The organism is Haloarcula sp. CBA1127 (genome assembly GCF_001485575.1).
In the GTDB taxonomy this organism is placed as follows: domain Archaea; phylum Halobacteriota; class Halobacteria; order Halobacteriales; family Haloarculaceae; genus Haloarcula.
Genome location: NZ_BCNB01000006.1, coordinates 2,640,365 through 2,665,609, shown reverse-complemented (window position 1 = coordinate 2,665,609; position 25,245 = coordinate 2,640,365). Strand labels below are relative to the sequence as shown.

The following is a 25,245-nucleotide window of genomic DNA, read 5'->3' as shown; positions in this document are numbered from 1 at the left end:
TGTAGTATGGGCGTTTGTTACAATTTCTTCTTCATTAATAATTCAAATATTCACTGAGGATCTATACGGATTAGCTATCTCTTTGACACTGGGCGTCCTATTCGCCCTCTTTGTATATCGCGGAATCTAACGCTCTGAATTCTGGATTCACTACTAAGACATATCTGAGGAGAGGTTCAGTTGTACTCTCGCCATCGGTGGCCACATTCTTGACATTTGAAGAACCGCGTCGGCGGTTCGTCGGCTGACCCGGTCTGTTTGATCGTGTACCACGCTTTTCCGTGTCCGCATTCCTCACAGGTCACGTCGTCGGCCGTGGGCTTCCCCTCGAAGTTTGACCCTTCTTCGGTCTCTATCAGTTCGTCGCCGCTCTGTTCGTCCGTGCTGACGAACGCCGCCGCGCGGTCCTCGTCTTTCGCGACCCGCGCGCCACAGGACTGACAGACCATCTCGTCACCATCGGCGTGCATCATCGAACCACAGTCGTCGCAGAACTGCATACACGCTCGTCGGACACCGAAACAAAAAGCCGTTACTGCTCGTCCTCGATTTCGTGTTGCTCGGCGACGACCGGACAGTCCAGCAGTCGGACCGTCTCCATGTCGATGAACTCCATGATTTCGGTCCCGTCGTTCGTGCAGTGTGCGTTCGGCGGTGCGGAGAAGTGCTCACACTGCTCGCAGTAGCGGTGTTTCGACACCTCCGCGTATCGGCTCTCTGGCGTGGTTTCGCTATCGTCGTCCGCAGCGATTTCCGCCCACACCTTATCCGCGTCGATGTGGTCGACATCGACCCGCTCGAACGCGCTCTCGCCGCTTCCGAAGGGGTCCTCGCCGCGCTCGTCCATTCCCGAGAAGGGGTCGTCCGGGTTGGGTGACGACCCAGAAAGCGGCCTGTCAGAGTTAGTTGCCGAATCTGAACGAAACTCTTCGGTGTCGACGGCCGAGAGCAGGTCGTCATCATCACCATCGGTTGCACTGGGACCCGTCTCGGACGCCTCGTCGGTCGATTCGTCGCTCGATTCGATGTCGGTCCAGCCATCGTCGGGTGGCTGGCGTGCGTCTGTCGAGTCGTCCGCGTCGTCAGGCCCCGCATCGAGGCGCTCGAACGGGTCGCCCTCGCGGTCGTCGCCGGAATCGAGTTCTTCGAAGGGGTCTCGTTCGTCGTCACTCATTGGTCTCGCCCGGTTCAAGCTGTGCTGCGGCCACCAGCCGCGCCTTCGAGCGGATAATGCCGCCCTCGGGTCGCACGTCTGACACCGTCGTGTTGCAGTGCGGACACTGGGGTTCGGTCAGGAGCCCGATATCGACCTGCTCGTCACAGTTTGAACACCGTGCCGTCGAGATATTCTCCTGTGCCGCGGCGCGTTTCAGTCGGTCGACTGCTTTCTGGTTCTGGTCCCGGCCGCCCTGGTCGTCGCGGAGGTCGCTGACGACCCAGGCGACGCGGGTGAGTTTGTCTTCGACATCGTCGAGACGGGCGTCGATATCGGCGACTCGTTCGTCCTGCGTTTCGAGCGATTCGCTCAGGTCATCTTGAAGCGCGGTGAGTTCCGCCTCCATCGCGTCAATCTCCTGTGAGAGTGCATCGATGCGGTCGAACTCCTCGTGGCTGTGGTCGGCCGGTGCTTTCTCGTCAGTCTCTCGTTTGACCTGCACAACGCGCTCGCGAACGTCGTCGATTTTCGTCTGAAAGTCCGCTTCGAGCGCATCGAACCGATCGGCAAGCTGGCGTTCCACCGTGTCGACGATATCGGGGACCTGGGCACTCACAGCGCTCTTGGTCGCCGCTTCGACTGAGCCGTTCAGCTTCTCGTCCACGGTTGCGGCGACGACGGCATCCAGTTCGTCCGACGACGGCTGGAGGTGGTCGCTCATTTCGCCGTCCGAATCGGCTGTTGTCATGTATGCGGCCAGCAGTTGCTCCATGACGGCGTCGCGAGGCACGCCGAGTGCCTCGGCTTGCTCGGTCAGCCACTCGTCTAGATCTGCAGATAGCTCGACGTACACTCCCCCGTCATCAGTCGACTCGGAGGACATTACGACATCCTTGACGAACAACACTGATAAGGGTTTACCGCCGATTTCAGATACCGAGAGTGGAAGCGACCACGCAGCAGCCCTCTCGTTGTTCTGTGTCGACAGCTACAGCCAGTTGTTCCGCCGACTATCGCTATCGAATCTTGCGCACATCGCTGATGTCGAAGCCGGCATCGCCCAGTTCAGTCTCGAACTGAACGATGTCCTCGTCCTCGATCTGTGAGAGGACGCCACGGAACTGCTGGACGACGAGGGTTCGGGCGCGGGTGGAGCCGCCGGATTCCCACGCGAACTCCATCGTGCCGTGGGAGGCGTCAACGAGTTGCCCGTGTCGCACCGTCGACAGCGTCTCAGGATTAATGTGCAAGAGGAGCAGACAGCCCCACTGATGGGCCGCCTTCTGAAGCCCCTGAACGAGTGAGCTGATGTCCGACCACTCGATTTCCTCACCCATGGCGCTGACAAGATCCGATAGCGAGTCGATGACGACGAGGTTGTTCGCCGCCACCTCGTTCAGCACCATGCCGAGCGTCCCGAGCAGGTCCTCTCGCTCGTGCCGCGCCCGGAGGTCGGTAATCGATGCGGTTTCGCTGGCGTACCATTCCCGTGGCACTGGGCTGATGTGGAAATATCGCTCTGAGAGGTCGTGGAACTCGACCGCCCGGCTCCCCTTGTCGACCACATCGTCGTCCATCGCTAGCCGCATCTCGCTGACCAGTTGCGATTCGTTTGTCGTAAACGAAATGTAGTGGACCTCGTCCGGGGCGACAGCGTCGGGCGAGCGGTCGCCGTAGTAGAGGTCGTGCAGCTCCGTGTCTACCTGTTCGAGCCCGTTGATGAGTGCGCTCGTATGCATGAACTCCCGGGAGCCAGCGCCGGCCTCGCCGGAGAGCAGGACGACGCTCCCCGCAGGCGCTCCACCGTTGATGATGGAGTCAAGCTGGCGGATTCCAAACGGGATTCGATCCATACGTCCACCTACCTACGCGGTTGCTTAAACGCTTGGCCTGTTTCGGCGGTCGTGACAGGCGGGCAACAGCAAGCCACGAAGTCACCACCGGACAGCACGGCCGAGCCGGGTTTCCGAGAGGTCGAAGTCAAAGCGGTCCGTCCAGAGGAGGCCAGCCCCCAGCAGCGCAGCCAGGCCGACCGGCACCCAGTTCGCGTAAAAGAGGTTGATACCACCCCACAGCAGGACGAAACTCACCAGGTCATCGAGCATGAACGGGCAGTCCCGGAGTCGCTGGCGGAGCCCTGCACGGTCGAACCCGAGGTCAAACAGCAGGACAGCGACTGACCCCGACAGGAGCCACCCGGCGTAGTTCTGCCACGGGACGCCGTAGAACTGTGGCATCTCGTAAATCCAGAAGCCGATTGCCACGGCCCCCGGATCGAGCACGAGGTCGACGAGCATGACCGTCGCCAGCGTCGCCAGCAGCCGAACCGCGGTTGACGCCGCCCTGTTGCCAAGTAACAGCAGGACGAGCAGGTAGGCATTCAGGACTAGTGGGAAGAAGAAAACCGGGAGCCCGAACGGTACCGCACCGAGCAGCATTGGGCCGAGGTCGACGCCATAGCTGAACTCGCCGTAGGGCCAGCCGGTCTGGACGCCAATGAGTTCGATGCCGTACGAGTAGAGCGTCAACGCGACTAGCGCCAGCCCGGCCCGGCGGTCCACAAGCGGAAAGACGCCGGCGACTAGCGGGAGTCGCATCACGAACGTGCCAAAGAGGACGAAGTAGGGATTGAACGCGAGCGGGTCCGGCAGGAGTCCCTCGGCACTCGCGAGCAGGGTCACCGCGCCGACGAGCGGAAAGACGACGGCGATGGTAAATCGGTTCTCGGTGACGAACTGGTCGAACTGCGCGGTCGCGTCGGTTTTTGTCTCCGGGAGCGTCCAGCCCGCCAGCGTTCTGTCTTCGCCACTACCCATACAGCATCACCCACAGCGCGATGAGCGTGAAAACCATCCCGACAACGGTGTTGATCGCGGGATACCACCAGTACGCCTCGTCGATGTCGACGCCGATGCCGAGAATCCCGAAGACGAGGCCGGGATAGATGAGCAGTATCAGGCCGAACACCCAGTGTGTGTACGTGAATACGAACGCGGCCATGAGCCAGCACATCACGCAGTAGTAGTACGTGTTTGACTCGCCCAGAAACGTTGCCGTCGTCTGGATGCCAGCCTCGCGGTCGGGTTCGATATCGGGAATCGCCGAGAAGGTGTGCATCCCCATCGCCCAGAGCCACGCGCCGGCGACCGCTGTCGCTGGCGGGGCCACCCCTTCGATAGCGGCGTAGCCGATGACACCGGGCAGGATGTACAGGCCGTTCGAGATGGAGTCCAGAAACGGCGTCGTCTTGAACCGGAGCGGCGGGGCCGAGTACTCGATAGATAGCCCAATCCAGGCGAGCAAGGCCACGACCCCGAGCGTCGGCAGTCCGAGGACGAACAGTAACGCGAGCGCGCCGCTGGCGACGACGATGGCCGTGATAGCGCTGTCCCCACGGTAGCTGACTTCCCGGCCGTCGTCTTTCTTGGGATTGTGCTCGTCGATGTCGGCGTCGAAGATGTCGTTGACGCCATAGAGGAACACGTTCCCAGGGATGGTGAAGTACAGAAACAGCGCGATAGCCAGCAGCGAGAACAGTTCTCCCGGGCCGTCAGCCGCGTAGCTGACACCGACGATGACCGGGCCGCCGAGGTAGAGCCAGAATCGCGGCCGGGAGAGCCGCAGCAGGTAGCCCACAAGCGTCTCCTCCGGCGGAATGACGGCGGTAATGCGGTCGGTCGGGAGTTCGGGCATTACTCAGGCGATATCCTCGATGAGCGCCTCTGCGGTGTGTTCGCCGCTGATGAGACACATCGGCACGCCGATTCCGGGCGTCGTGAACGACCCCGTGAAGTAGAGCCCGTCGACGGCCGACGAGCGGTTGTTGGGCCGCAACAGGGCGGTCTGGCGGAGCGTGTGTGCCAGCCCGAGTGCTGTGCCCTCCGTGGCGTTGTACCGCTCGCCGAAGTCGGAGACGGCGAACTGCTTCTCGTAGACGATGCGGTCGCGCAGGTCGACGCCGGTGTTGTCAGCGATGTCGGCAAGCACTTTCTCGCGGTACTCCTCGCGGATTTCGTCGCCGTCGTGCAGGCCCGGCGCGATAGGGACCAGAACGAACAGGTTCGAGTGCCCGTCTGGGGCGACGGTGTCGTCGGTCTTCGAGGGCACACAGAGGTAGTACGCCGGGTCGTCGGGCCACGCGGGCTCGTCGAAGATATCGTCGAAGTGGGGGTCCCAGTCCGTCGGCAGGACGAGCGTGTGGTGTTTCAGTGGCTCCACGTCGCCCTCGACGCCCATGTACATGAGGAAGGCCGACGGTGCGTACGTCTTGTCCTCCCAGTAGTCGTCGTCGTACTGGCGCTCATGGTCCGGAAGGAGTTCCCGTTCGGCGTGGCCGTAGTCGGCGTTGACGACCACTTCGTCGGGGTGGGTCGTGTCGCCGTGGACCGTCTCGACGAGGAATCCATCCTTCCGCCGGGAAATCTCGTCGACCTCGGCATCGGTTTCGTAGGTAACACCGAGTTCGTCGCCGAGTTCGACGAGGCCATCGACGACCGCGCCGACGCCGCCGTCGGGGTAGTAGACGCCGAGGTTGAAATCGACGTGGCTCATCATGTTGTACAGCGCTGGCGTCGTCCGCGGAGAGCCACCGAGGAAGACCAGCGTGTACTGCATGATCTGCTGGAGCTTCGGGTGCTCGAAGTAGTCCTCAACGTGGCTCTGCATCGTGCCGATGAGTTGGAGGCCAACCGGCGCGGCAGTCATGACGTCGAGGTCGACCCAGTCGCGCAGCTCCGAGCGGTCCTCGTAGACGAACTTGTTCATTGCTGTCTCGTAGTGGCGTTCGCTGGTCGACAGATATTCTTCGAACGCCTCGCCCGCACCGGGTTCGTACTCCTCAAATTTCTGGGCCATCTCGTCGTTGTCGCCGGTCACGTCGATCTGGTCGCCGTCCTTGAAGAAGATGCGGTAGTGCGGGTCGAGCCGCTGGAGGTCGTAGTAATCGCGTGGCTCCTTCCCGAAGTACGCGAAGAACCGCTCGAACACGTCGGGCATCAGATACCACGACGGACCCATGTCGAACCGGAACCCATCCACCTCTAGCCGGGAGGCGCGGCCCCCAAGCTGCTCGTTTTTCTCCAGTAACGAAACGTTCGCATCTGCGTCCGCCAGGTAGCACGCAGCGGAGAGCCCACCGATGCCGCCACCGACGACAGTCACGTCTTCACCGGACAAGTCACTCATTACTAGTATTGAGGGGCTGGAACGTCAATAAATGAGCGGCCAAACTGCATCGGTATGACATTCGTGGTCATATACCGGGACATCGAGCGGCTCAGTGGGAGACGTATATGGGGATGGGGAACAGACTGACACGTATGGAACCTGATCTCTCAGCACTGGACGCATATCTCGATGACGCCGGCGTCGACGGCTACCTCCTCGATGCGGATTCTGAGGTGTCAGACCAGTACTACCTCTCCGGTTTCGACGCGCCGGACCCGTTCATCACGCTGTACGACGGTGACACACATCTGCTCTTCCCGCGGAGTCTGGAATTCGGCCGAGCCAAGCGCGAGTCGCGGGCCGAGACCGTCGAACGCTACGTCGATTTCGACCACCAGAGCAAAGTCGAGGAGTACGGCCCTGACGAGGCCGTTTCACACGTTCTCGCGGACTTCCTCGCGGCCTATGACGTAGACAGCGTGGCCGTCCCGCCGCGGTTCCCGCTCCGGACCGCAGACAGCCTGCGCGAACGTGGTGTCGACGTGTCGGCAGACACCGACGGTATCGTCACGGAGATCCGGGCAACCAAGACTGAGACAGAAGTCGACCACGTCCGGACGGCACAGCGGGCCAACGAAGCGGCGATGGAGGCCGCTGAATCGCTGCTCGAAGCGTCGGATATCGCCGAAGACGACACGCTCGAAGTCGACGGCGAGACGCTGACGAGCGAGCGGGTGAAAGAGGAGATCGAGGTGACGCTGCTCCGGCACGGCTGCTCGCTGGACGAGACCATCGTCGCCTGTGGCGCGGACGCTGCGGACCCTCACGACTCTGGGAGCGGGCCGCTCGTCGCTCACGAGCCGGTTATCATCGACATCTTCCCGCAGGACAAGGCGACGAAGTACCACGCCGACATGACGCGGACGTTCGTGAAAGGCGAACCAAGCGAGACGGTGCGTGAGTGGTACGACCTCACTGAGCGTGCGATGGAAGCCGCGTTCGACGCGCTGGAACCCGGCGCGACCGGCGCGGACGTACACGACGCGGTCTGTGACGTGTACGAGGATGCCGGCGAACCGACGCTGCGTGACGACGACCGAACGGAGACGGGATTCATCCACAGCACAGGCCACGGCGTCGGGCTGGACGTCCACGAGCTTCCACGGCTGGCACCGAACGGCAGCGAACTCGAACCGGGGCACATCGTCACTATCGAGCCCGGCCTCTACGACCCCGATGTTGGCGGGGTCCGAATCGAGGACATCGCCGTCGTCACTGCCGACGGCTACGAAAACCTGACCGAGTACGAGATCCAGCTAATCGTCTGAGCCCGCCGTTTTAGAGCCGTTCCATCTGGCCGCCACAGGACGGACAGGCCGCTTTGGCGTCCTCGGTCCGGGTCCCACAGAGCGTACACTCATAGCGCATGCGAGTCGAATCGCCGCTGTCCGTGTCGAATAGTCCCGAAAGTCTGGGTAGCAGTTTCATTCTGGCCACCGTTTCAAGCTATGACTGCCTTTGTCAAGATACTTGTTACCATGCACCTGTATTTTCCGCAACTCCATCATGAACATTTATTATGAATGGGTCGAAAGGTGATGGTACTCAATGCTTGTATCCGACGTACGCCCTGCACGCGACCCCCACACTGCACTGCCCACGAACCACAGACGCCGGCCGACACGACCCCCAGGATGACAACACGAATCACGACCCCCCGAAACGAGGACTCGTACCCGACAACCACGCTGCCCTTTGACAACGCGGAGAGCAAGTCCCGCCGCGCGCCGAAAATGTTCTCGCCGACCAATCACGCCACGATGGGCCAGTTCGACACTGAGGCCAGGGACCCGCGCTAAACTGGGACACAACGCATATCCCGCAGGCAAACCTCCGTGTCGATATGGCTGATTACACCACAGTATCGATTCCGAAGGACCTCGCGGAGCGCGTCGAAGAGACCATCGAAGGGACGAGTTTCTCCAGTACGTCCGACCTCGTCCGGTTCCTGCTCCGGAGTATCGTCGTTGAACACCAGCGGGAAGGAGAACTGACCGAAGCGCAGTTTCAGGATATCACCGACCAGCTGCGGGACCTGGGCTATCTGGAGTAGTTCGGTCGCTATTGCGGATACTTCTCGGGCGGCTCGATGTCGAGAACCGTGACCTCCTGCGCTTGCCCGGCTCTGTCGAAGGCCCCGAAGGCGTCGATGTCCCACGGCGGGATGCCGACGAAGACCACCTCGTGCAGGTCGTCGGTCTTGCTAACACCCATGTATCCGTCGGGATGAGAGACGAACCGACCCTGCGTCTGGCCGGCCGGCGTCCCCAGATCGACGCCAAACACTGCATTCACTGAGGCCCCCGCTGACGGGAGATAAAAATCAGTGAATACCGGCGTCTCGTCCGGTAGATCCGCATCAGGAAGCTCCTCTGCAGGCGTGACGGCCAGCGAAATCGTCACCTCGTCAGGTTCGGCCTCGCTGGCGAGCCGTAACAGCGTTTCGACGAGTCCGCGTGTGACGTAGACCACGCTATGCTTTCGCACGGCCTGGGTAAAACGGCGTCGTTTGACCCGATTCAGCCGAGCACGAGCGACTTGAGGTTCTTCGCGTACAGCCCCGGCGTTCGGCCGCGGGACCCGCGAAGCGCATAAGCGATGGCCTCGGCGGCGTCTTCCATCACACCTTCTCCGTGCCCGACCAGCACTCGCTCGGGGTCAAGCCGCGTGAGTTTCTTGGGTGGGAACAGGCGCAACATCGGGTGGACGCCGAGGCGTTCGTCACCGGCGAGGAAGTAGTCCGCCGCCCCGACCGCTTCGGGGACGACCAGCGTGTCGTCCTCGTCGCCGTACAGCGCGGCCTCTTGCCAGAACGTGTTGTCGATAATCTTGTGGACGCCGTAGTCCGTGCCCGGTAGTTGTTGATGCATACGTTCGACCGGTGCGTCGATATCTTCTTCGACACCCGACATCCAGTCAGGGATATACACCGGCACGTCGTGTCGATTCGCAACGGCGGCGCTGTCGCGTTTGTGCCGGTCTAACAGAATGACGACGCCAGCCACCTCGCCGAACTCCGCGAACAGGTCGTCGATACCGTCGACGTCTATCGGGTCGGCGACGAACACGCCGGCATCCGTCTTGAGAACGTGACTCGCCCGGACCATCATCTCGTCGGGATAGGGTATGTAGCTCACACCGCGCTCCCAGCGGTTCGTCTCCATCCAGCCTGCGGTTTCGTCCTGATCTTTGAGTGGCATACGCCTCTGTACGAGCCTGACGCGAATAAATGGTTGAGAACGGGAAACACGCGAGCTGGGATTGTTTTGCCTGTGTACCAGCCTCCACAGCGGCTTTGTCGGTGGCGGTCGAAGCGCCGATATGCTCTCATCGCCCGCCTGGCTCACGCTAGAGGTGAAGTACCCAGACCGTGCGACGGCGTTCTACGAGGCCTTTCTGGAACTCGACGTCGTTTCAGCGACGCCAGACGAGGCCGTGCTCGCGGCCGGCGACACCGAACTCAGGCTCCGCGCGCCGGGAACAGTTCCACGCGGCGGGCTCCACACCCACTATGCGCTCACGATTCCCGAGCGGGAGTACGACGACTGGTCCGACCGGCTGGACGAGCGTTTCGACCTAGTCGAACACACCTTCGGGGACGCGCGGTCGCTATACTTCTATGACCCGCAGGGCAACTGCGTGGAACTCGGCGAGCGGGCGGTCGACGGCGCTGGCGTCACTGGCCTGTTCGAACTTGTCCTCGAAGTCGAGGGGCTGTCCTCGGCGGTGGAGTTCTACACCACGCTGGGGTTCGAACTGGTTGATGACAGCCGTGACGAAGGCCGGGTCAGGCTGTCGACCGGCGACCTCGACCTGGAACTGTGGTCACCACGGCTCGGTATCGCCGACGCCCGCGGCGGCGTCCACGTCGACTTCGGCCTCGTCGCCGAGGACCCGAAATCGACGGCCAGAGAGGTCGCTGACGACGCGCTCTCGGTCACATCGGTCGAAGAGGGGGTCCGAATTAGGGACCCGGACGGCCACTACCTGACGCTGGTGTCAGCGTAGGCGGCCGCTGGTGTCGGCGTGGCCGCCCAGTGATACTCGGGGATGCACTCGCTGGGTGCGAATATAATGACCATCCCCTGTACTAGTAGCCGTATAGGGCCCTCATAGGTAGGTTCTTTTCGTATCGAGAGCCACGTTTGAGTCGAGGATGTCCCCGACTGACTCCCGGACTGAACACGATGTCCCCGCGAAGGCGACGCTGTTCTGTCCGGACTGTGGGCACCAGAGCAGGTACGACGGTGACTGGGCTGTGGTCGAACGGCGTGGTAGCACGCACTACCGCTGCCCGGAGTGCCACACGCAGATTACGACCCGACCGCGCCACACTGACAGTGGTTCACCCCAGTTCTTCGACACCTACTGGCAAGCGTGGAACCACGGCATTCGCGTGTGGAACGGACTGTTGCAGCGACTTCTCTCACCGTAGTCGAATCATAGGTGGACCGTCCAGACCGCGTCTATTGTGCTGAACGGTCTGTCTATTTGTCGTTGCCCGGCAAAAGGTCGGATGTTAGATACTTTTATCGGCCGGAGTTGGCTACAGCCTGACTGTCCAGATGGTCCCCGCTCCTCCAACGCTTAGCCGACGGCGACTACTAGGTGGTCTCGGGAGCCTCTGTGCTGCGGCGGGTACAGTCGCCGTCGGCCTCACAAAGCCGGCAGCACTGCCGGATGTCCTGACCGATGAGGCGACGAAACACTACCCGACGCCGCCGGAAGTGTCCGCCCACTGGCAGCCGACGGTGACTGAGTCCCACGCACAGGAAGCCATTGACCTGCTCGCAGAAACCACCGAAGAGGCTGAACAGCTCTGGTCGCAACTCGACACGAACCAGTATTTCAGCGGTGCTGGGGGGTGGCTGGAGGACGCACGCCAAGCACTCCGGGACGGCAACACGAACGAAGCGCTCTTCGACGCAACGTATGGACTCCAGTTCGCGGCAGAAGGCCTCGGCGAGGCCCGGGCCAAACTTGGGAACGCTGACCTCCAGGCGCGTGCGGCCCAGGCGATTGCCCTCCGAGACCGGAGCCAAAAGGTGGTAAGTGACATCACGCCGTACCTCGTCGACGACCCGGGAACTGACCTGGCGTGGTATCTACGTATCGAACAGGAGGCCATGATGGGTAAGCACCTGGCGACCTGGGACGGTATGGAGCCCGTGGCTAAGGGCGTCGAGAACAACAACGCCGGGAGCTTCAAGCCGCGCGAGTACGGCACCCTCATGGCCAACGTCCGGAGGGCACAGGTCTACGTTCGGACCGCCGAGCGGTTCCGGGGCCTGCTGGCCGAGACGCGTAGCGGGTCCGCCACCCCCTATGCAGAGCAACTGAAAACAGCGGCAGACCAGTTCCGGACCCAACTTGAGGGCACACCGACAACCCAGGAAGTAGAGTCCCGATACGGGGTCAGCGACCCGGAGTCGGTCGGTCCGTACGAGGTCGCCCACAGGGACCTCGCTAGATGGTGCTTTGACTCCGGCGTCCCGATTCCGTGGACCATCGATGTCGACGACGAACTGCTCGTCAGCACTGCTGTGGGGCTCTCGAAAGGTGTCGCCCGGATTCGGGCCCACGAGTTCGCGGTGGATCACCTCGTCGTGGAGCAGGGCGACGAGGGGTTCGATTCGGGGCACGCCCTCGCCGAGAAGCGTCGCGCCCGCCGCGTCCACGAGCAGGTCATCGGCTCGAACCCGCCACCCTTACTTACCCGCCAGGCGGCCCGGGCCATCGAGGACCTGCAGGTCGCTGTCGTCGGATTTGCAGGCAGCTACGAACAGCCGATGTGGCGCGAGCGACTCGATGCGTACCTCTATGCGCTTCTCGGTCGAGCGAAGCTCAAACAGTATCCCGCCGTGTACCGGACAGTCGTCGGCGAGGAATGACTCCCATACGTAGCTGGCAACGTCACAGTCTGCACAGCGCGTCTCGCCACCAAGTGGGCGGCCGCTGTCTCACTCTAGCCGCTCGGAGTCGATACTGACCCCCGGCGGCGTCACAATCAGGAACCCGCGGAAGTGCATCAGCTCGCCGCCGGCCTCCCGGACCGGTCGGGCGAACCCGGCGGCGAGTTCGTTCAGGTCACCTTCGACATTGAGGACCAGTACGGACCCGTTTTCGATGGTATCGATCCACTGGTCGGGCGATTCCGACCCGTCAAGGACGCCGAGCACGACGCGGTTGCTACCGGCCCCATCACGGTCCTCATCCATCTGGTCCTCCACGGCCTGCAGGTCAAGGCCCTCGAAATCACTCATGGACACACACACGCGCGGATGGAGCAAAAATCCTCCCCAAGCCGTCTGACGCGCGGCAGTCACGCTGGCCGCGGTTGTTCCTGTGTGCCGTGTGCACGCATCACCGCCTTATGAACAAGTATAAATAGTGGAAGCATCCAGTTACGGGTGCTTATGTCCAACAACGAGGGCACGTCGGAATCTCCGGCGGATCGAGTTCTTCCAGGGCACACTGGATTCCACGTCTGAGATAACAGACGCACGGATTTTCGACACCACGCTGCGCGATGGTGAGCAGTCACCACGTACGTCGTTCAACTACGAGGACAAACGCGAAATAGCCGCGCTGCTCGACGAGATGGGCACCCACGTCATCGAGGCCGGGTTCCCCGTCAACTCCGACGCGGAGTTCGAGGCAGTGCGCGACATCGCCGAGTCCACGCGAGTGACGACCTGCGGACTGGCGCGTGTGGTCGAGAAAGACATCGAGGCGGCCTTGGATTCTGGTGTGGACATGGTCCACACCTTCGTCTCGACGTCGGACGTACAGTTGCAGGATTCCATGCACGCGACCCGTCAGGAGGCACTCGACACTGCCGTCGACTGTGTCGAGATGATCAAAGATGCGGGCGTCGAATGCATGTTCTCGCCGATGGACGCCACGAGGACTGACGAGGACTTCCTCGTCGAAGTCATCGAGGCCACGTCCGCGGCGGGGGCGGACTGGATCAACATTCCGGACACGTGTGGGGTCGCCACGCCGCGGCGGTTCTACGACCTCATCGAGATCGTCGACGACTGCACCGACGCCTATATCGACGTGCACACGCACGACGACTTCGGACTGGCGTCGGCCAACGCCATCTCCGGCTTTGAGGCCGGAGCCAGCCAGGCGCAAGTGTCGGTCAACGGCATCGGCGAACGCGCCGGCAACGCGGCCTACGAAGAGGTCGTGATGGCGCTGGAGTCGCTCTACGACGTTGACACCGGAATCGACACCACCCGCATCACGGAGCTATCGCGGATCGTCGAGGAGAAGTCCGACATCGGGGTGCCGGCGAATAAGCCCGTCGTCGGGCGTAACGCCTTCTCCCACGAGAGCGGCATCCACGCTGCCGGTGTCATCGAGAACTCCGACACGTTCGAGCCGGGCGTCATGACTCCCGAGATGGTCGGCGCCACGCGTGAGCTTGTGCTCGGCAAGCACACCGGGGCCCACTCGGTTCGGGAACGGCTCGTCGATGCCGGCTACGACCCGACCGAGGCGGAGGTCCGCGAAGTGACTCGCCGCGTCAAGGAGTACGGCGCGGAGGAGCAGGTCACCATGTCGGTGCTTGAACGGTTCGCCGAGGAGATCGGCGTGACCGAGGAGAGCGAGGAGGTCCGGGCGTAGGCCAATGACCTCGCTTCCGGCCGTCACTACGAGTGAGCAGCCACCGGTGAGTACCCGGTTTCGAACGGCTGCCCGCCAACAACTATCACAGAACGTTTATTATTCGGGACGAACTGCATTCGGATGTGATGACCGCGGCTGCTGGGCGTCAGGTTCGAACCTCCGCCAGCACCGCGACCGCTATTCTCGGCGTGCGTATTGTAGGGGCACTATAGCCCCTCTCTTTACCTTTTCACCCCCGGCCGAATCGATTCGTCATACCACCACAGAGTCATCAGTCATGCACGCAGCACACACATCACCGCGGTATCGACCCCGAACACGAACAGACGGAGGGATGACACGATGAGCGAACGCGCATCCGTCCCCAAGGAAGAGGAAGAAGCGGAGCCAGAAACCGAACAGGAGCCCGTTACGACGGGCGCGCAGTCGGTCATCCGAGCGCTTGAAAACGCCGGGACCGACTACGTCTTCGGCGTTCAGGGCGGCGCGATCATGCCCGTCTACGACGCGCTGTACGACTCCGACATCAACCACGTCACGATGGCCCACGAACAGGGGGCCTCACACGCGGCGGACGCGTACGGCGTCGTCACCGGCGACCCCGGCGTCTGTTTCGCCACGTCCGGCCCCGGCGCGACGAACCTCGTGACCGGCATCGCCGACGCCAACATGGACTCGGACCCGGTCATCGCACTGACCGGGCAGGTCCCGACAGAGTTCGTCGGCAACGACGCGTTTCAGGAGACGGACACGGTGGGCATCACCCAGCCAATCACAAAGGAGAGCTACTTCGCCGCCGACTCAGACACCGTCGGCGACGATGTCAGCGAAGCGTTCGCGCTCGCTGATGCCGGCCGGCAGGGACCAACGCTGGTCGACCTGCCAAAGGACGTGACCCAGGGCGAAACCGAGGTCGAACCTGGCTCCTCTGAGACGCCGGAGACCTATGAGGTGCCGGAGGAGGCCGACGACGAAAACGTCCAGGAGGCCGCAGAAGCTCTAGCCGAAGCCGACCGCCCGGTCATTCTCTCGGGCGGCGGCGTCATCAAGGCAGACGCCTCAAACGCGCTCCGTGAGTTTGCGAAGGAGTACGAGATTCCGGTCATCACGACGATGCCCGGCATCGGAAGCTTCCCCGAGGACCACGAACTCTCGCTCGAGTGGGCCGGGATGCACGGCACCGGCTACGCCAACATGGCGATTAGCAACACCGACTGCATGCTGGCCATCGGGACGCGCTTCGACGACCGCCTGACCGGCGGCGTCGACTCCTTCGCCCCCGATGCGGAGGTCATCCACATCGACATCGACCCCGCCGAAATCAGCAAGAACGTCTACGCTGACTACCCGCTCATCGGGGATGCCCGGGAAGTGCTCCGGCAGCTGTTCGACGCGATGCCGCGCGCGCCGGACGCCGACGAGTGGCGCGACCAGTGCCAGACCTGGAAAGACGAGTACCCGATGGACTACGACACGCCCGACGACGAGCCGCTGAAGCCACAGTACGTCGTCGAGCAGTTCTCTGAGATGACGCCGGACGACACTATCGTCTGTACCGGCGTCGGCCAACACCAGATGTGGGCCTCCCAGTTCTGGGAGTACACCGAGCCCCGGACATGGGTGTCTTCCCACGGTCTCGGGACGATGGGGTACGGCGTGCCCGCTGCCATCGGCGCGAAACTTGCCGCACCGGACCAGGAAGTCGTCTGTTTCGACGGTGACGGCTCGTTCCTGATGACCGTGCAGGGACTGTCAGTCGCGGTGCGCGAGCAACTCGATATCACCTACGTCGTCCTGAACAACGAGGCGGTCGGGATGGTCCGCCAGTGGCAGGACGGCTTCTACGAGGGCCGCCGGATGGCCTCCGAGTACCCGTGGATCCCGCAGTTCGACAAGCTCGCCGAGGCCTTCGGCGCACGCGGGTTCACGCTCGAATCCTACGACAACGTCGAGGAGACGATACAGGAAGCACGCGAGTACGACGGCCCAAGCGTCATCGACGCCCACATCGACCCCGGGGAGAACGTCTTCCCGATGGTCCCCAGCGGCGGTGACAACGGCCAGTTCGCGCTCAACGAAGACCATCTGGACATGATCTAACAATGACTGGAGGAATGCCAGGCCCCGCGCCGGACGAACGGATGCGCCCGAAGGGCCGACGCAACACGCAGGGAATCCGCGTCGACCCCGAGGCCGAAGTGACCCACGAACCGCGACAGGCGGTGCTGTCCGCGCTGGTCAAACACCGGCCGGGCGTGCTGTCGGAAGTGTCGGCGCTGTTCAGCCGACGGCAGTTCAACATCGAAAGTCTGACCGTCGGGCCGACAGTCGACGACGACACAGCCCGGATGACGATTCTCATCGAGGAGCCGGAACCGGGGATCGATCAGGCGAAAAAGCAACTGCGGAAGCTCGTGCCCGTCGTTTCGGTCAGGGAACTCGAAGGCGAGGCCGTCCGTCGGGAGCTCGCGCTGGTGAAAGTCAGCGGCGAGAAGCCCGACGACGTCAACGCTGTCGCTGATATGTACGACGGCCAGGCCGTCGACGCGTCGACCGACTCGGTCACCGTCGAAATCACGGGTAGCAAGCAGAAGATCGACGCCGCCATCGAGGCGTTCAAGCAGTTCGATGTGCAGGAAATTGTGCGAACTGGTGCCGCCGCACTGGAACGCGGCCCGAAAACACTAGAGAAAGATGTCTGACGAACTTACCACAACAGTCTACTACGACGAAGACGCTGACGTATCGACCATCGACGACGAGACCGTAGCCGTGCTGGGCTACGGGTCGCAGGGCCACGCCCACGCGCTGAACCTTCACGAGTCCGGCGTCGACGTAATCGTCGGCCTCCGCGAGGACTCTTCGTCGTGGGCCGACGCCGAGGACGCGGGCCTCCGTGTCGAGACGCCCGACGTGGCCGCCGGTGAGGCGGACCGCGTCGTGATGCTCGTCCCTGACACGATCCAGCCCGCGGTCTACGAGGCCATCGAGGACAAACTGGACGCCGGCGACACGCTCCAGTTCGCACACGGCTTCAACATCCACTACGGCCAGATTGAACCGCCGGAAGACGTCGACGTGACGATGGTCGCGCCCAAATCGCCCGGCCACCTCGTGCGCCGGACCTACGAGCGCGGCGAGGGGACGCCAGGCCTCATCGCGGTGTATCAGGACGCGACCGGCAACGCCAAGCAGGAGTCGCTGGCCTACGCGAAGGGCGTCGGCTGTACCCGCGCTGGCGTCATCGAGACTTCCTTCCAGGAAGAGGTCGAGACGGACCTCTTCGGCGAGCAGGCCGTCCTCTGTGGCGGCGTTACCGAGATGGTCAAAGCCGGCTTCGAGACGCTGGTCGACGCCGGCTACGCGCCGGAGATGGCCTACTTCGAGTGCCTGAACGAACTCAAGCTCATTGTCGACCTGATGTACGAGGGCGGCCACATGGGGATGTGGAACTCCGTCTCTGACACCGCCGAGTACGGCGGGCTGACCCGCGGTGAGGATGTCATCGACCGCGAGGGCATGGAGAAAATCCTCGAGGAGGTCCAGAACGGCGAGTTCGCTCGCGAGTGGATCAACGAGAACCAGGCCAACCGGCCCGCCTACAAGCAGTACCGCGACGCTGAACAGAACCACCAGATCGAAGCCGTCGGTGAGAACCTGCGCGACCTGTTCGCGTGGGGCGAGGACGCCGACGCAGAGAAGACAGAAGCCCCAGCAGATGACTAACGAACGTACAAATCCAACGGACGGCGAACAGAGCGACTCACGCACAACGATGGGGAGCATTGAGCACACGCACCCCGAGACGAACGGAACCTTCGGCGCGGTGTTCCGCCGCGGCCCAGTTGTGGCCGCTGATGGCGGCGAACGCGACGCAGAGGAGGGGGAGGAGACTGACGAGAAGATGGAGGACATCGACCACGAAGCGCCCGACGAAGGTGTCACCCGCGCGTACGAGCGTGGAACGGAAGGACGGGACGAGTCAGTATGAGTTCGGGAACGCTGTACGACAAGGTATGGGACCAGCACAAAGTCACGACTCTGCCGAACGGCCAGGACCAGCTGTTCGTCGGGCTGCACCTCATCCACGAGGTCACCAGTCCGCAGGCGTTCGGGATGCTCAAGGAGCGCGGCCTTGAGGTTGCGCGCCCTGACCTGACTCACGCAACGGTCGACCACATCGTCCCGACCGCCAATCAGGACCGGCCCTACAGTGACGACGCGGCCGAGACGATGATGGCCGAACTCGAAGAGAACGTCCGTGACGCCGGTATCCAGTTCTCTGACCCGACGACGGGCGACCAGGGTATCGTCCACGTCATCGGCCCGGAGCAGGGCATCACCCAGCCCGGCAAGACCATCGTCTGTGGTGACAGCCACACCTCTACCCACGGCGCGTTCGGCGCGCTCGCGTTCGGTATCGGGACGAGCCAGATCCGCGACGTGCTGGCGACTCAGACTATCGCGATGGAGAAACAGAAGGTCCGAAAGATCGAGGTCACCGGCGAACTCGACGAGGGCGTCGAGGCCAAGGACATCATCCTCGAAATCATCCGTCGGCTCGGGACCGAGGGTGGTGTCGGCTACGTGTACGAGTACGCCGGCGAGACCATCGAGAACCTCGACATGGAAGGTCGGATGTCCATCTGTAACATGTCCATCGAGGGCGGCGCTCGTGCGGGCTATGTCAACCCCGACGAGACCACCTACGAGTGGCTCGAAGAGACGGACTACTTCCAGGAGCACCCCGAGAAATTCGAGGAACTCAAGCCGTACTGGGAGTCCATCCGCTCGGACGACGACGCCGAGTACGACGACGTGGTCGAAATCGACGCCAGCGAACTGGACCCCGTCGTCACGTGGGGGACCACGCCCGGCCAGGGCATCGGCATCGACGACCCGATTCCGGCCCCAGAGGATCTGGCCGACGACAAGGTCGACACTGCCCGCCGTGCTCAGGAGCACATGCGCGTCGAGCCCGGCGAGACGATGGAAGGGTACGACATCGACGTTGCCTTCCTTGGCTCCTGTACCAACGCTCGGCTGCCTGACCTCCGCCGTGCGGCCCGCATCGTCAAGGGCCGCGAGGTCGCTGACGACGTGCGAGCGTTCGTCGTCCCCGGTAGCCAGCGCGTTCAGCGCGCCGCCGAGGAGGAAGGCCTGAAGGACATCTTCGAGGAGGCCGGCTTCGAGTGGCGCAACGCCGGCTGTTCGATGTGTCTGGGCATGAACGAGGACCAGCTGGAAGGCGACGAAGCCTGTGCCTCTTCTTCGAACCGGAACTTCGTTGGCCGGCAGGGCAGCAAGGACGGTCGAACCGTTCTGATGAACCCTCGGATGGTGGCCGCCGCGGCGATCACCGGCGAAGTCTCTGACGTGCGCGACCTGAAGGAGGTGACCCTAGCATGAGCGACGCGACTGAAGACATCCCCGAAGTCGACTACGTTGAGGGGTCTGGTATCCCGATCCGCGGGAACGACATTGACACGGACCAGATAATCCCCGCGCGGTTCATGAAGGTCGTCACCTTCGACGGGCTGGGCGAGTTCGCCTTCTTCGACCTGCGGTTCGACGACGAGGACAACGAGAAGGACCATCCATTCAACGAAGAGCAGTTCCAGGACTCGAACGTGATGGTCGTCAACAACAACTTCGGCTGTGGCTCGTCCCGCGAACACGCGCCACAGGCCCTGATGCGCTGGGGCATCGACGCTATCATCGGCGAGGGCTTCGCCGAGATTTTCGCCGGGAACTGTCTGGCGCTTGGCATCCCGACGGTTACCGCCGACCACGAGACGATCAACGCGCTCCAGCAGTGGGTCGATGACAACCCCGACGGCGAGATTGAGGTCGACGTACGGGCGGAGACTGTCACCTACGGCGACAACGAAATCAATGTCAGCGTCGACCGCGCCCAGCGCGAGGCCCTCGTCGAGGGCAACTGGGACACGACGGCGCTGATGAAGGCCAACCAGAACGCTATCGAGGAGACGGCCTCGGAGTTGCCCTATCTCGATCAGACGCGGTCGGATATCGAAGCGGACGATTGACGCGAGGTCGCTTCGCGACCTCGGTTTGTGCGAACGGAGTTTCTGTCTCGGAGATGGCAAGACCAATAGCTATGCGGGGCGCGTTCTTCCTGCATGGACCAGATTCGGGAGATACACATCGCGCCGCTGGGGCACGAGCGTGACCGAATCGCCGAGCCGATTCACCAGCACAACGCTGACGACGTGTACCTCCTCACAGCGACCACAGAGCCGTCACGGTTGACGCCGTACCAGCAGGCACTCGTCGAGGAACTGGACGCCAACGGCGTCAACGTCGAACTACATCGAGCGGATTTACACGACCTCTACGACGTGCTGGCCGAGGTCACGACGCTGACAGCCGACCATCCGGAAGACATCGTGCGCGTCAACGTCTCGAGCGGGCCGAAGGTGGCGGCTATCGGAAGCGCAATTGCGTGTATGGCGACGGCGGCGACGGCATACTACGTCCATCCCGAGGAACACGTCCCATCGGTCTCTGCGGAGCCACTCACCCAAGGGATGGAGCGCGCGGAGGTCCTCCCGTCGTATCCTATTGAAGCTATTTCTCGTGACCAAGTTGCGGTGCTGGACTATCTCAAGCGGACAAACACGGACACCTACACCGCAAAAAAGTCGGACCTCATCGGGTTTGCCGAGGACGCCGACCTTTCGTTTATCACCGATGCCGACCCGACAAACGAGAAGGCGAAGTTCGCGCTGTTGAACGCCAACATCGTCGACCCGCTGGTTGAGGACGGCTACATCGCGGTCAGCGATGTCGGCCGGACAAAACAGATCGAACTGACTGAAACCGGCGAGAATGTCCTCCACGCCTTCCGACACAAGCTCTGAAACGGGTGTCGGTCTCGCTGTCACTACTTCGGCGGCGGCAATACTCGATGGACGAATAGTATAGATAGTAAAATCACCATCTGTAGTATCTATAGTATTGATAGTATTGAGGTAGTAAATACATATGAACCACCACAATACTCGGGTGCGCACGGTCCCCGGCGACGCGCTGTTCCCGTCGCTTCGGCCCTCCACCAGTTCGATGCGCTCGCTGGGGAGCCGTGCCACCGCGCTGCCATCCCTGTCTCGACCCGGAGCCGTCCTCCGGCTCGCCGGGTCGGGACGGTCCACCGCTGACGCACTGTACGAGCATGGCGCTGCCTTGGACCCGAGTCGGCTCCAGCAATAACCGATTGCCGGACCCCGATACCTCCCGAGTAGCCTATGGAACCAGCGAACCGAACCACTTTCACCAGCCGGCTACGTGCCTCCCGCTATGACACACGAGATAGCCGTTATTCCGGGCGATGGAATCGGACAGGAGGTCACGCCCGCCGCGGTCGAAGTGCTGGAGGCCATCGACGCCGTCGACTTCGACTTCGTCGAGGGTGAGGCCGGCGACGCAGTGAAGGAAGAAACCGGCGACGCGCTCCCAGAGGAGACACGCGAACTGGCGGCCGACGCCGACGCGACGCTGTTCGGCGCGGCTGGTGAGACAGCGGCCGATGTCATCCTGCCCCTCCGGCAAGTCGTCGGTTCCTTCGCCAACGTCCGCCCGGCCCGCTCGTATCCGGGGCTCGACGCCGTCCAGCCCGACACGGACATCGTGTTCATCCGGGAGAACACCGAGGGTGTCTACAAGGGCATCGAGAGCGAGATTTCAGAGGGCGTCACTACCTGCACACGGGTCATCACCGAAGACGCCTCTGAGAAAATCGCCGAATACGGGTTCAGCTACGCGAAGCAGAACGGCTACGACGACGTGACGATTGCCCACAAAGCCAACGTCATGCGCACTACGGACGGGTTGTTCCTCGATGCGGCATCGGCGGTCGGAGAGGACCGCGACACGTCCTACGATACGGCGCTCATGGACGCGCTTGCGATGCATCTGGTCATGAACCCACAGGACTACGGCGTCGTCATCTGTCCGAACCTCGCCGGCGATATGCTGTCGGATCTCGCCGCGGGCCTCGTCGGCGGCCTCGGTCTGCTGCCGTCGGCCAACATCGGCGAGGAGAACGCGCTATTCGAGCCGGTCCACGGCTCTGCCCCGGACATCGCCGGCGAAGGCATCGCCAACCCCTCGGCGATGATTCTCTCCGCAGCGATGTTGCTCGACCACCTCGGCTACGACGAACAGGGCGATGCAGTTCGAACAGCCGTCGAGTCCGTACTCGACTCCGGGCCTCGAACGCCGGATCTGGGCGGCGACGCATCCACTGAGGACGTGACTGCCGCGGTTATCGACGAACTGTAGACGGTTTTCTCGCGTCCTATCTGGGCAGAAACAAGCACGGCCCAATAGAAAGAGGTAAAACCGAAGCGAAACAATCACAGCCGAGAGAATGCTCCCGGCCGAGCGAAAGCGCACTATCGTCCAGTTGGTGACAGAGCGAGACGGCTGTTCAGTGTCGGAGCTGGCCGCGGAACTCGAGTTCTCGAAGGCGACGATACGCCGTGACCTCCGAGACCTGGAGTCGCAAGGCCGCATCAAGCGGTCCCACGGCGGTGCAGTACCGGCGTCCTCCGCCGGGACAGAACGACCGTACGGCCAGCGCGAGGTTGACCACTACGCGGAGAAACAGGCCATCGGCGAGCGGGCTGCACAGGAAGTCCGTGAGGGCCATGTGATCTGCTTCGATGCGGGCTCGACGACGATGGAAGTCGCTCGCGCGATTCCGGATACTGACTACGTCGCGGCAACGAATATGCCGGAACTCGCCACTGAAGTGGCCGAGCGAGACGTCGACGCGAAGCTCACCGGCGGGAGTCTCCGACCGCGGACCCGGGCGCTCGTCGGACCGATGGCCGAGCGAGCCATCGGACGAATGAACTTTGATCTGCTGTTTCTGGGGACGAACGCCCTCGACAGTGCCGCCGGGCTGTCGACGCCAAATGAAGACGAGGCGGCCGTCAAGGAAATGATGGTCGAGCGCGCCCGCCGAGTCGTGCTGGTCGCTGACGCGTCGAAGTTCGGCGACCGGAGTTTCGTCAGCTTTGCCGATCTGGAGCAGGTCGACCTGCTGGTCACTGACGCCAGCCCGTCAGGGGCGCTCGCTACGGCACTTGCGGACGCCGACGTGACTGTCGAGGAGGTCAGCACATGATCGTCACCGTCACCTACAACCCCGCGGTCGACCAGACGATCCAGTTCGACGAGCAGATGGCTCCCGAGCGTGTCATGCGGGCCGACAAAGCGCAGTTTGACGCCGGCGGGAAAGGCATCAACGCCGCGCAGTTCCTCACCGCGATGGACCGGCCCTGCGTCGCGACGGGCCTGTTGGGTGGGTTCACCGGCTCGTTCATCAGAGAGACGCTGCAGGACGACGGCGTCGAGACGGCCTTTGTCGACGTGGACGGAACGACCCGGCTCAACACCACTGCCATCGCAGCCGCGGAGGAATACAAGCTGAACCAGGCCGGACCAGCCGTCGACGAGTCGGTCGTCGACTCACTGCTCGAACAGGTGCGAGCGCAGTCCCCCGACCGCATACTCATCGGTGGGAGCCTGCCGCCGGGGCTGTCCCCCGATGCTATCGACCGCATCGCGGCCGGCGGCGACTGGGAGACCATCGTCGACACCGGCGGCGACGTTCTTCGAGAACTTGACGCGCAGTATGGGCTCTGTAAGCCGAACCGCGCCGAACTCGGTGACGCGACCGGGGCCGACGTCTCTACCGTCGAGGGGTGTGCGGACGCGGCGGACGCGTTCCGGGACCGGGGCTTCGACCGCGTGCTGGCTTCCCTCGGCGGGGACGGCGCGGTCCTTGTCGGCGACACAGGCCGACTGTACGCGGAGGCGCTCGACATCGATGTTATCGACACCGTCGGGGCCGGTGACGCGCTTCTCTCGGGCGTTCTGAGCGCCTGGGAAGCCGGCGCGGACGACGAGACGGCGCTCCGGACCGGTGTGGCCGTCTCCTCGCAGGTCGTCCAGCGGGCCGGCACGGCCGTTCCCGACCTGAACGACATCGACTCACTCCGGGATGGCGTGACGGTCCGACAGCTGTAGCGGGCAAAAAGAGTCGTAGAAAGCGGAGACAGCAACTCAGAACTTTTCCAGGTAGTCGTCGACGAACGCATGTACGTCGGCCAGCGACGGCTGGTCCGCGGTCCGAACGAAGTAGCCGGCGACGGCGTTGCCGACGACGACGGCAGCGGTGGGCGGGAGGTCGGCAATGCGGGCCAGCCCCAGTCCGGCGTTGAAGTGGTCCCCGGAACTGGTCGTCAGTTCCGGGTCCGAGACCGCGGGGACAGCCACGCTGTCGGTGCCGTCCGCAGTGACGACGACCGAACGCTCGACGCCGTGACCGACGAACCAGGTCGGTTCCAGCGCCGCGAACACCGCCTCGGCGTCCTCGGCAAACGAGCGCTCGCCGTCGCCGGCGTAGGCGTCCGCGAGGACGCCCGTCTCGGCGCGGTTCGCGGTGACCACTACATCTGTCACCTCGTCCAGCCGGCCGATTGCCTCCCGACCGGCGTGCAGGCGGTCGGCGTCGAGCTTTCGCACGTCGCCGGGGTCGACCAGCACGGTCTCAGGCGGGGCGTCGATATCATCCCACAGGGTACAGAGGCCGTCGAAAACCGTCGGTAGGTCTGGCGTCTCTGACCAGTAGCCAGTTCCTAACAGGCTCGCGCCGTCGAGTTTCTCGGCCAGTCGGTCGTGGCCGAAGGCCGCGTCGAGTTCGGCCCAGTCAAGCGCCATCGTGTCACCGATTTCCGTGAGCATGAGCTTTCCGTCGTCGAACTCGACGGCGTCGGTGACTCCGGGTTCACCCAGCGAATGGAGTTCGTACTCGCCGAACTCCGTCTCGAAGGCGTCGTGGACTGGGTCGCCGTACATCCCGACCATCACGGGGTCGAACGACCAGCCGCCGAACGCCCGTGCGAGGTGGCTGGTGTGGCCGCCGGTTCGACTGCCCTGCTGGAGCCACTCGAAGGAGAGGGAGCTGTCGGCGGCGACGGAGCGGTCGATGCGGTCACCAAACCCTTCCAGCGTGGCAAGGCGCTCGTGGCTCTCGGGGTCGATGCGGTCAGCGACGACCTCCCGGACGCGGTCGAGGTAGCCGTCGAAACCAAAGACGACCCGCCCGGTATCGATAGCGTCGGGAAGCGCGTCGCCGGGTGGCAACGCCTCGTCCGCTGTGGCGACGGCTCGGCGCGTCTCCTCGTCCATGG

The 25,245-nt window shown here is 63.1% G+C and carries 30 protein-coding genes; 18 read left to right on the top strand and 12 right to left on the bottom strand.

Annotated elements, in window-relative coordinates:
• Positions 1-176: 176 nt before the first annotated feature.
• The 7 genes from AV059_RS17880 to crtD form a co-directional block, all read right to left on the bottom strand.
• Positions 177-500, bottom strand: coding sequence for a transcription factor S (locus AV059_RS17880; protein WP_058996658.1), 324 nt, complete (start codon positions 498-500; stop codon positions 177-179).
• Between the two features lie 32 nt (positions 501-532).
• The gene (locus tag AV059_RS17875; RefSeq protein ID WP_058996657.1) at positions 533-1,174 is read right to left on the bottom strand and encodes a hypothetical protein; all 642 of its coding nucleotides are present in this window, start codon (positions 1,172-1,174) and stop codon (positions 533-535) included.
• Complete coding sequence (locus AV059_RS17870; RefSeq protein ID WP_058996655.1) at positions 1,167-2,039, bottom strand: ABC transporter C-terminal domain-containing protein; 873 nt, start codon at positions 2,037-2,039, stop codon at positions 1,167-1,169. The genes AV059_RS17875 and AV059_RS17870 overlap by 8 nt, the downstream gene beginning before the upstream one ends.
• Before the next feature lie 133 nt (positions 2,040-2,172).
• Positions 2,173-3,009 carry an HTR-like protein gene (locus AV059_RS17865; RefSeq protein ID WP_007188402.1) on the bottom strand — a complete coding sequence of 279 codons (837 nt, stop codon included), beginning with the start codon at positions 3,007-3,009 and terminating at the stop codon, positions 2,173-2,175.
• An 81-nt stretch (positions 3,010-3,090) separates the two neighbouring features.
• A complete protein-coding gene (gene cruF / locus AV059_RS17860; protein ID WP_058996653.1) occupies positions 3,091-3,972 on the bottom strand; it encodes a bisanhydrobacterioruberin hydratase in 882 nt (293 codons plus the stop codon).
• Entirely contained in the window at positions 3,965-4,849 is an 885-nt protein-coding gene (locus AV059_RS17855) for a prenyltransferase (protein WP_058996651.1), read from the bottom strand. Before AV059_RS17855 ends, cruF begins: the two co-directional genes overlap by 8 nt.
• A 3-nt stretch (positions 4,850-4,852) precedes the next feature.
• Entirely contained in the window at positions 4,853-6,340 is a 1,488-nt protein-coding gene (crtD, locus tag AV059_RS17850) for a carotenoid 3,4-desaturase (protein WP_058996650.1), read from the bottom strand.
• A 134-nt stretch (positions 6,341-6,474) separates the two neighbouring features.
• Here crtD and AV059_RS17845 point away from each other — a divergent pair, with 134 nt between their 5' ends.
• The gene (locus tag AV059_RS17845; RefSeq protein WP_058996648.1) at positions 6,475-7,650 is read left to right on the top strand and encodes a Xaa-Pro peptidase family protein; all 1,176 of its coding nucleotides are present in this window, start codon (positions 6,475-6,477) and stop codon (positions 7,648-7,650) included.
• Positions 7,651-7,660: 10 nt separating this feature from the next.
• Here the strand turns inward: AV059_RS17845 and AV059_RS22135 are convergent, their stop codons facing one another.
• Positions 7,661-7,810 carry a rubrerythrin-like domain-containing protein gene (locus AV059_RS22135; protein ID WP_154021045.1) on the bottom strand — a complete coding sequence of 50 codons (150 nt, stop codon included), beginning with the start codon at positions 7,808-7,810 and terminating at the stop codon, positions 7,661-7,663.
• Positions 7,811-8,016: 206 nt separating this feature from the next.
• Here AV059_RS22135 and AV059_RS22520 point away from each other — a divergent pair, with 206 nt between their 5' ends.
• Together AV059_RS22520 and AV059_RS17840 are read left to right on the top strand one after the other, a co-directional pair.
• Positions 8,017-8,181, top strand: a complete 165-nt coding sequence (locus AV059_RS22520; protein ID WP_195156672.1) for a hypothetical protein — start codon at positions 8,017-8,019, stop codon at positions 8,179-8,181.
• Between the two features lie 44 nt (positions 8,182-8,225).
• Positions 8,226-8,435, top strand: coding sequence for a ribbon-helix-helix domain-containing protein (locus tag AV059_RS17840; RefSeq protein ID WP_004593281.1), 210 nt, complete (start codon positions 8,226-8,228; stop codon positions 8,433-8,435).
• Positions 8,436-8,443: 8 nt separating this feature from the next.
• Here AV059_RS17840 and AV059_RS17835 read toward each other — a convergent pair whose 3' ends face one another.
• Together AV059_RS17835 and AV059_RS17830 are read right to left on the bottom strand one after the other, a co-directional pair.
• Positions 8,444-8,854 carry a hypothetical protein gene (locus AV059_RS17835; RefSeq protein WP_058996646.1) on the bottom strand — a complete coding sequence of 137 codons (411 nt, stop codon included), beginning with the start codon at positions 8,852-8,854 and terminating at the stop codon, positions 8,444-8,446.
• A gap of 47 nt (positions 8,855-8,901) precedes the next feature.
• Positions 8,902-9,582 (bottom strand): hypothetical protein, encoded by a 681-nt coding sequence (locus AV059_RS17830; RefSeq protein ID WP_058996645.1) that lies wholly within the window; start codon positions 9,580-9,582, stop codon positions 8,902-8,904.
• Between the two features lie 121 nt (positions 9,583-9,703).
• Here AV059_RS17830 and AV059_RS17825 point away from each other — a divergent pair, with 121 nt between their 5' ends.
• From AV059_RS17825 to AV059_RS17815, 3 genes are all read left to right on the top strand, one after another.
• Positions 9,704-10,390, top strand: a complete 687-nt coding sequence (locus AV059_RS17825; protein WP_058996643.1) for a VOC family protein — start codon at positions 9,704-9,706, stop codon at positions 10,388-10,390.
• Positions 10,391-10,538: 148 nt separating this feature from the next.
• Positions 10,539-10,817, top strand: coding sequence for a hypothetical protein (locus AV059_RS17820; protein ID WP_058996641.1), 279 nt, complete (start codon positions 10,539-10,541; stop codon positions 10,815-10,817).
• 130 nt (positions 10,818-10,947) lie between these two features.
• Complete coding sequence (locus AV059_RS17815) at positions 10,948-12,273, top strand: hypothetical protein (RefSeq protein WP_058996640.1); 1,326 nt, start codon at positions 10,948-10,950, stop codon at positions 12,271-12,273.
• A 69-nt stretch (positions 12,274-12,342) separates the two neighbouring features.
• Here the strand turns inward: AV059_RS17815 and AV059_RS17810 are convergent, their stop codons facing one another.
• Positions 12,343-12,645: a DUF5779 family protein gene (locus AV059_RS17810; protein ID WP_058996638.1), complete on the bottom strand. Its 303-nt coding sequence runs from the start codon at positions 12,643-12,645 to the stop codon at positions 12,343-12,345.
• A gap of 127 nt (positions 12,646-12,772) precedes the next feature.
• On the opposite strand from AV059_RS17810, the gene AV059_RS17805 reads away from it, so the two are divergent.
• From AV059_RS17805 to pfkB, 12 genes are all read left to right on the top strand, one after another.
• Positions 12,773-14,017 carry a LeuA family protein gene (locus AV059_RS17805; protein WP_014039970.1) on the top strand — a complete coding sequence of 415 codons (1,245 nt, stop codon included), beginning with the start codon at positions 12,773-12,775 and terminating at the stop codon, positions 14,015-14,017.
• Between the two features lie 345 nt (positions 14,018-14,362).
• Entirely contained in the window at positions 14,363-16,120 is a 1,758-nt protein-coding gene (ilvB, locus tag AV059_RS17800; RefSeq protein WP_058996633.1) for a biosynthetic-type acetolactate synthase large subunit, read from the top strand.
• 14 nt (positions 16,121-16,134) lie between these two features.
• Positions 16,135-16,722 (top strand): acetolactate synthase small subunit, encoded by a 588-nt coding sequence (ilvN, locus tag AV059_RS17795; protein WP_005535182.1) that lies wholly within the window; start codon positions 16,135-16,137, stop codon positions 16,720-16,722.
• A complete protein-coding gene (gene ilvC, locus AV059_RS17790; protein WP_058996632.1) occupies positions 16,715-17,746 on the top strand; it encodes a ketol-acid reductoisomerase in 1,032 nt (343 codons plus the stop codon). Before ilvN ends, ilvC begins: the two co-directional genes overlap by 8 nt.
• Entirely contained in the window at positions 17,739-18,011 is a 273-nt protein-coding gene (locus AV059_RS17785; protein WP_058996631.1) for a hypothetical protein, read from the top strand. The genes ilvC and AV059_RS17785 overlap by 8 nt, the downstream gene beginning before the upstream one ends.
• Positions 18,008-19,429: a 3-isopropylmalate dehydratase large subunit gene (leuC, locus tag AV059_RS17780; RefSeq protein ID WP_058996629.1), complete on the top strand. Its 1,422-nt coding sequence runs from the start codon at positions 18,008-18,010 to the stop codon at positions 19,427-19,429. The genes AV059_RS17785 and leuC overlap by 4 nt, the downstream gene beginning before the upstream one ends.
• Entirely contained in the window at positions 19,426-20,070 is a 645-nt protein-coding gene (gene leuD / locus AV059_RS17775; RefSeq protein WP_058996626.1) for a 3-isopropylmalate dehydratase small subunit, read from the top strand. Before leuC ends, leuD begins: the two co-directional genes overlap by 4 nt.
• Positions 20,071-20,163: 93 nt before the next feature.
• The gene (locus AV059_RS17770; protein WP_058996624.1) at positions 20,164-20,904 is read left to right on the top strand and encodes a DUF6293 family protein; all 741 of its coding nucleotides are present in this window, start codon (positions 20,164-20,166) and stop codon (positions 20,902-20,904) included.
• 124 nt (positions 20,905-21,028) lie between these two features.
• Positions 21,029-21,253, top strand: coding sequence for a hypothetical protein (locus AV059_RS22130; protein WP_154021044.1), 225 nt, complete (start codon positions 21,029-21,031; stop codon positions 21,251-21,253).
• Positions 21,254-21,340: 87 nt separating this feature from the next.
• On the top strand, positions 21,341-22,324 hold the full coding sequence (locus AV059_RS17765; protein ID WP_058996621.1) for an isocitrate/isopropylmalate dehydrogenase family protein: 984 nt from the start codon (positions 21,341-21,343) through the stop codon (positions 22,322-22,324).
• A gap of 88 nt (positions 22,325-22,412) precedes the next feature.
• Positions 22,413-23,174, top strand: a complete 762-nt coding sequence (gene glpR, locus AV059_RS17760) for an HTH-type transcriptional regulator GlpR (protein ID WP_058996619.1) — start codon at positions 22,413-22,415, stop codon at positions 23,172-23,174.
• On the top strand, positions 23,171-24,079 hold the full coding sequence (gene pfkB, locus AV059_RS17755; protein ID WP_058996618.1) for a 1-phosphofructokinase: 909 nt from the start codon (positions 23,171-23,173) through the stop codon (positions 24,077-24,079). The genes glpR and pfkB overlap by 4 nt, the downstream gene beginning before the upstream one ends.
• Before the next feature lie 36 nt (positions 24,080-24,115).
• Here pfkB and AV059_RS17750 read toward each other — a convergent pair whose 3' ends face one another.
• Positions 24,116-25,243 carry a hypothetical protein gene (locus AV059_RS17750; protein WP_058996616.1) on the bottom strand — a complete coding sequence of 376 codons (1,128 nt, stop codon included), beginning with the start codon at positions 25,241-25,243 and terminating at the stop codon, positions 24,116-24,118.
• Positions 25,244-25,245: the final 2 nt, after the last annotated feature.

What these genes read in the sequence shown, in the direction of transcription:
- ilvB (WP_058996633.1), top strand. Translation starts at nt 14,363, where the DNA reads ATGAGCGAACGCGCATCCGTCCCCAAGGAAGAGGAAGAAGCGGAGCCA.
- AV059_RS17750 (WP_058996616.1), bottom strand. Translation starts at nt 25,243, where the DNA reads ATGGACGAGGAGACGCGCCGAGCCGTCGCCACAGCGGACGAGGCGTTG.
- pfkB (WP_058996618.1), top strand. Translation starts at nt 23,171, where the DNA reads ATGATCGTCACCGTCACCTACAACCCCGCGGTCGACCAGACGATCCAG.
- ilvN (WP_005535182.1), top strand. Translation starts at nt 16,135, where the DNA reads ATGCCAGGCCCCGCGCCGGACGAACGGATGCGCCCGAAGGGCCGACGC.
- AV059_RS17820 (WP_058996641.1), top strand. Translation starts at nt 10,539, where the DNA reads ATGTCCCCGACTGACTCCCGGACTGAACACGATGTCCCCGCGAAGGCG.
- AV059_RS17810 (WP_058996638.1), bottom strand. Translation starts at nt 12,645, where the DNA reads ATGAGTGATTTCGAGGGCCTTGACCTGCAGGCCGTGGAGGACCAGATG.
- AV059_RS17870 (WP_058996655.1), bottom strand. Translation starts at nt 2,039, where the DNA reads ATGTCCTCCGAGTCGACTGATGACGGGGGAGTGTACGTCGAGCTATCT.
- ilvC (WP_058996632.1), top strand. Translation starts at nt 16,715, where the DNA reads ATGTCTGACGAACTTACCACAACAGTCTACTACGACGAAGACGCTGAC.
- AV059_RS17830 (WP_058996645.1), bottom strand. Translation starts at nt 9,582, where the DNA reads ATGCCACTCAAAGATCAGGACGAAACCGCAGGCTGGATGGAGACGAAC.
- glpR (WP_058996619.1), top strand. Translation starts at nt 22,413, where the DNA reads ATGCTCCCGGCCGAGCGAAAGCGCACTATCGTCCAGTTGGTGACAGAG.
- AV059_RS17840 (WP_004593281.1), top strand. Translation starts at nt 8,226, where the DNA reads ATGGCTGATTACACCACAGTATCGATTCCGAAGGACCTCGCGGAGCGC.
- leuC (WP_058996629.1), top strand. Translation starts at nt 18,008, where the DNA reads ATGAGTTCGGGAACGCTGTACGACAAGGTATGGGACCAGCACAAAGTC.
- leuD (WP_058996626.1), top strand. Translation starts at nt 19,426, where the DNA reads ATGAGCGACGCGACTGAAGACATCCCCGAAGTCGACTACGTTGAGGGG.
- AV059_RS22520 (WP_195156672.1), top strand. Translation starts at nt 8,017, where the DNA reads ATGACAACACGAATCACGACCCCCCGAAACGAGGACTCGTACCCGACA.
- AV059_RS17855 (WP_058996651.1), bottom strand. Translation starts at nt 4,849, where the DNA reads ATGCCCGAACTCCCGACCGACCGCATTACCGCCGTCATTCCGCCGGAG.
- AV059_RS17880 (WP_058996658.1), bottom strand. Translation starts at nt 500, where the DNA reads ATGCAGTTCTGCGACGACTGTGGTTCGATGATGCACGCCGATGGTGAC.
- AV059_RS17825 (WP_058996643.1), top strand. Translation starts at nt 9,704, where the DNA reads ATGCTCTCATCGCCCGCCTGGCTCACGCTAGAGGTGAAGTACCCAGAC.
- AV059_RS17770 (WP_058996624.1), top strand. Translation starts at nt 20,164, where the DNA reads ATGGACCAGATTCGGGAGATACACATCGCGCCGCTGGGGCACGAGCGT.
- AV059_RS17865 (WP_007188402.1), bottom strand. Translation starts at nt 3,009, where the DNA reads ATGGATCGAATCCCGTTTGGAATCCGCCAGCTTGACTCCATCATCAAC.
- AV059_RS17845 (WP_058996648.1), top strand. Translation starts at nt 6,475, where the DNA reads ATGGAACCTGATCTCTCAGCACTGGACGCATATCTCGATGACGCCGGC.
- AV059_RS17815 (WP_058996640.1), top strand. Translation starts at nt 10,948, where the DNA reads ATGGTCCCCGCTCCTCCAACGCTTAGCCGACGGCGACTACTAGGTGGT.
- cruF (WP_058996653.1), bottom strand. Translation starts at nt 3,972, where the DNA reads ATGGGTAGTGGCGAAGACAGAACGCTGGCGGGCTGGACGCTCCCGGAG.
- AV059_RS22130 (WP_154021044.1), top strand. Translation starts at nt 21,029, where the DNA reads ATGAACCACCACAATACTCGGGTGCGCACGGTCCCCGGCGACGCGCTG.
- AV059_RS22135 (WP_154021045.1), bottom strand. Translation starts at nt 7,810, where the DNA reads ATGAAACTGCTACCCAGACTTTCGGGACTATTCGACACGGACAGCGGC.
- AV059_RS17875 (WP_058996657.1), bottom strand. Translation starts at nt 1,174, where the DNA reads ATGAGTGACGACGAACGAGACCCCTTCGAAGAACTCGATTCCGGCGAC.
- crtD (WP_058996650.1), bottom strand. Translation starts at nt 6,340, where the DNA reads ATGAGTGACTTGTCCGGTGAAGACGTGACTGTCGTCGGTGGCGGCATC.
- AV059_RS17765 (WP_058996621.1), top strand. Translation starts at nt 21,341, where the DNA reads ATGACACACGAGATAGCCGTTATTCCGGGCGATGGAATCGGACAGGAG.
- AV059_RS17785 (WP_058996631.1), top strand. Translation starts at nt 17,739, where the DNA reads ATGACTAACGAACGTACAAATCCAACGGACGGCGAACAGAGCGACTCA.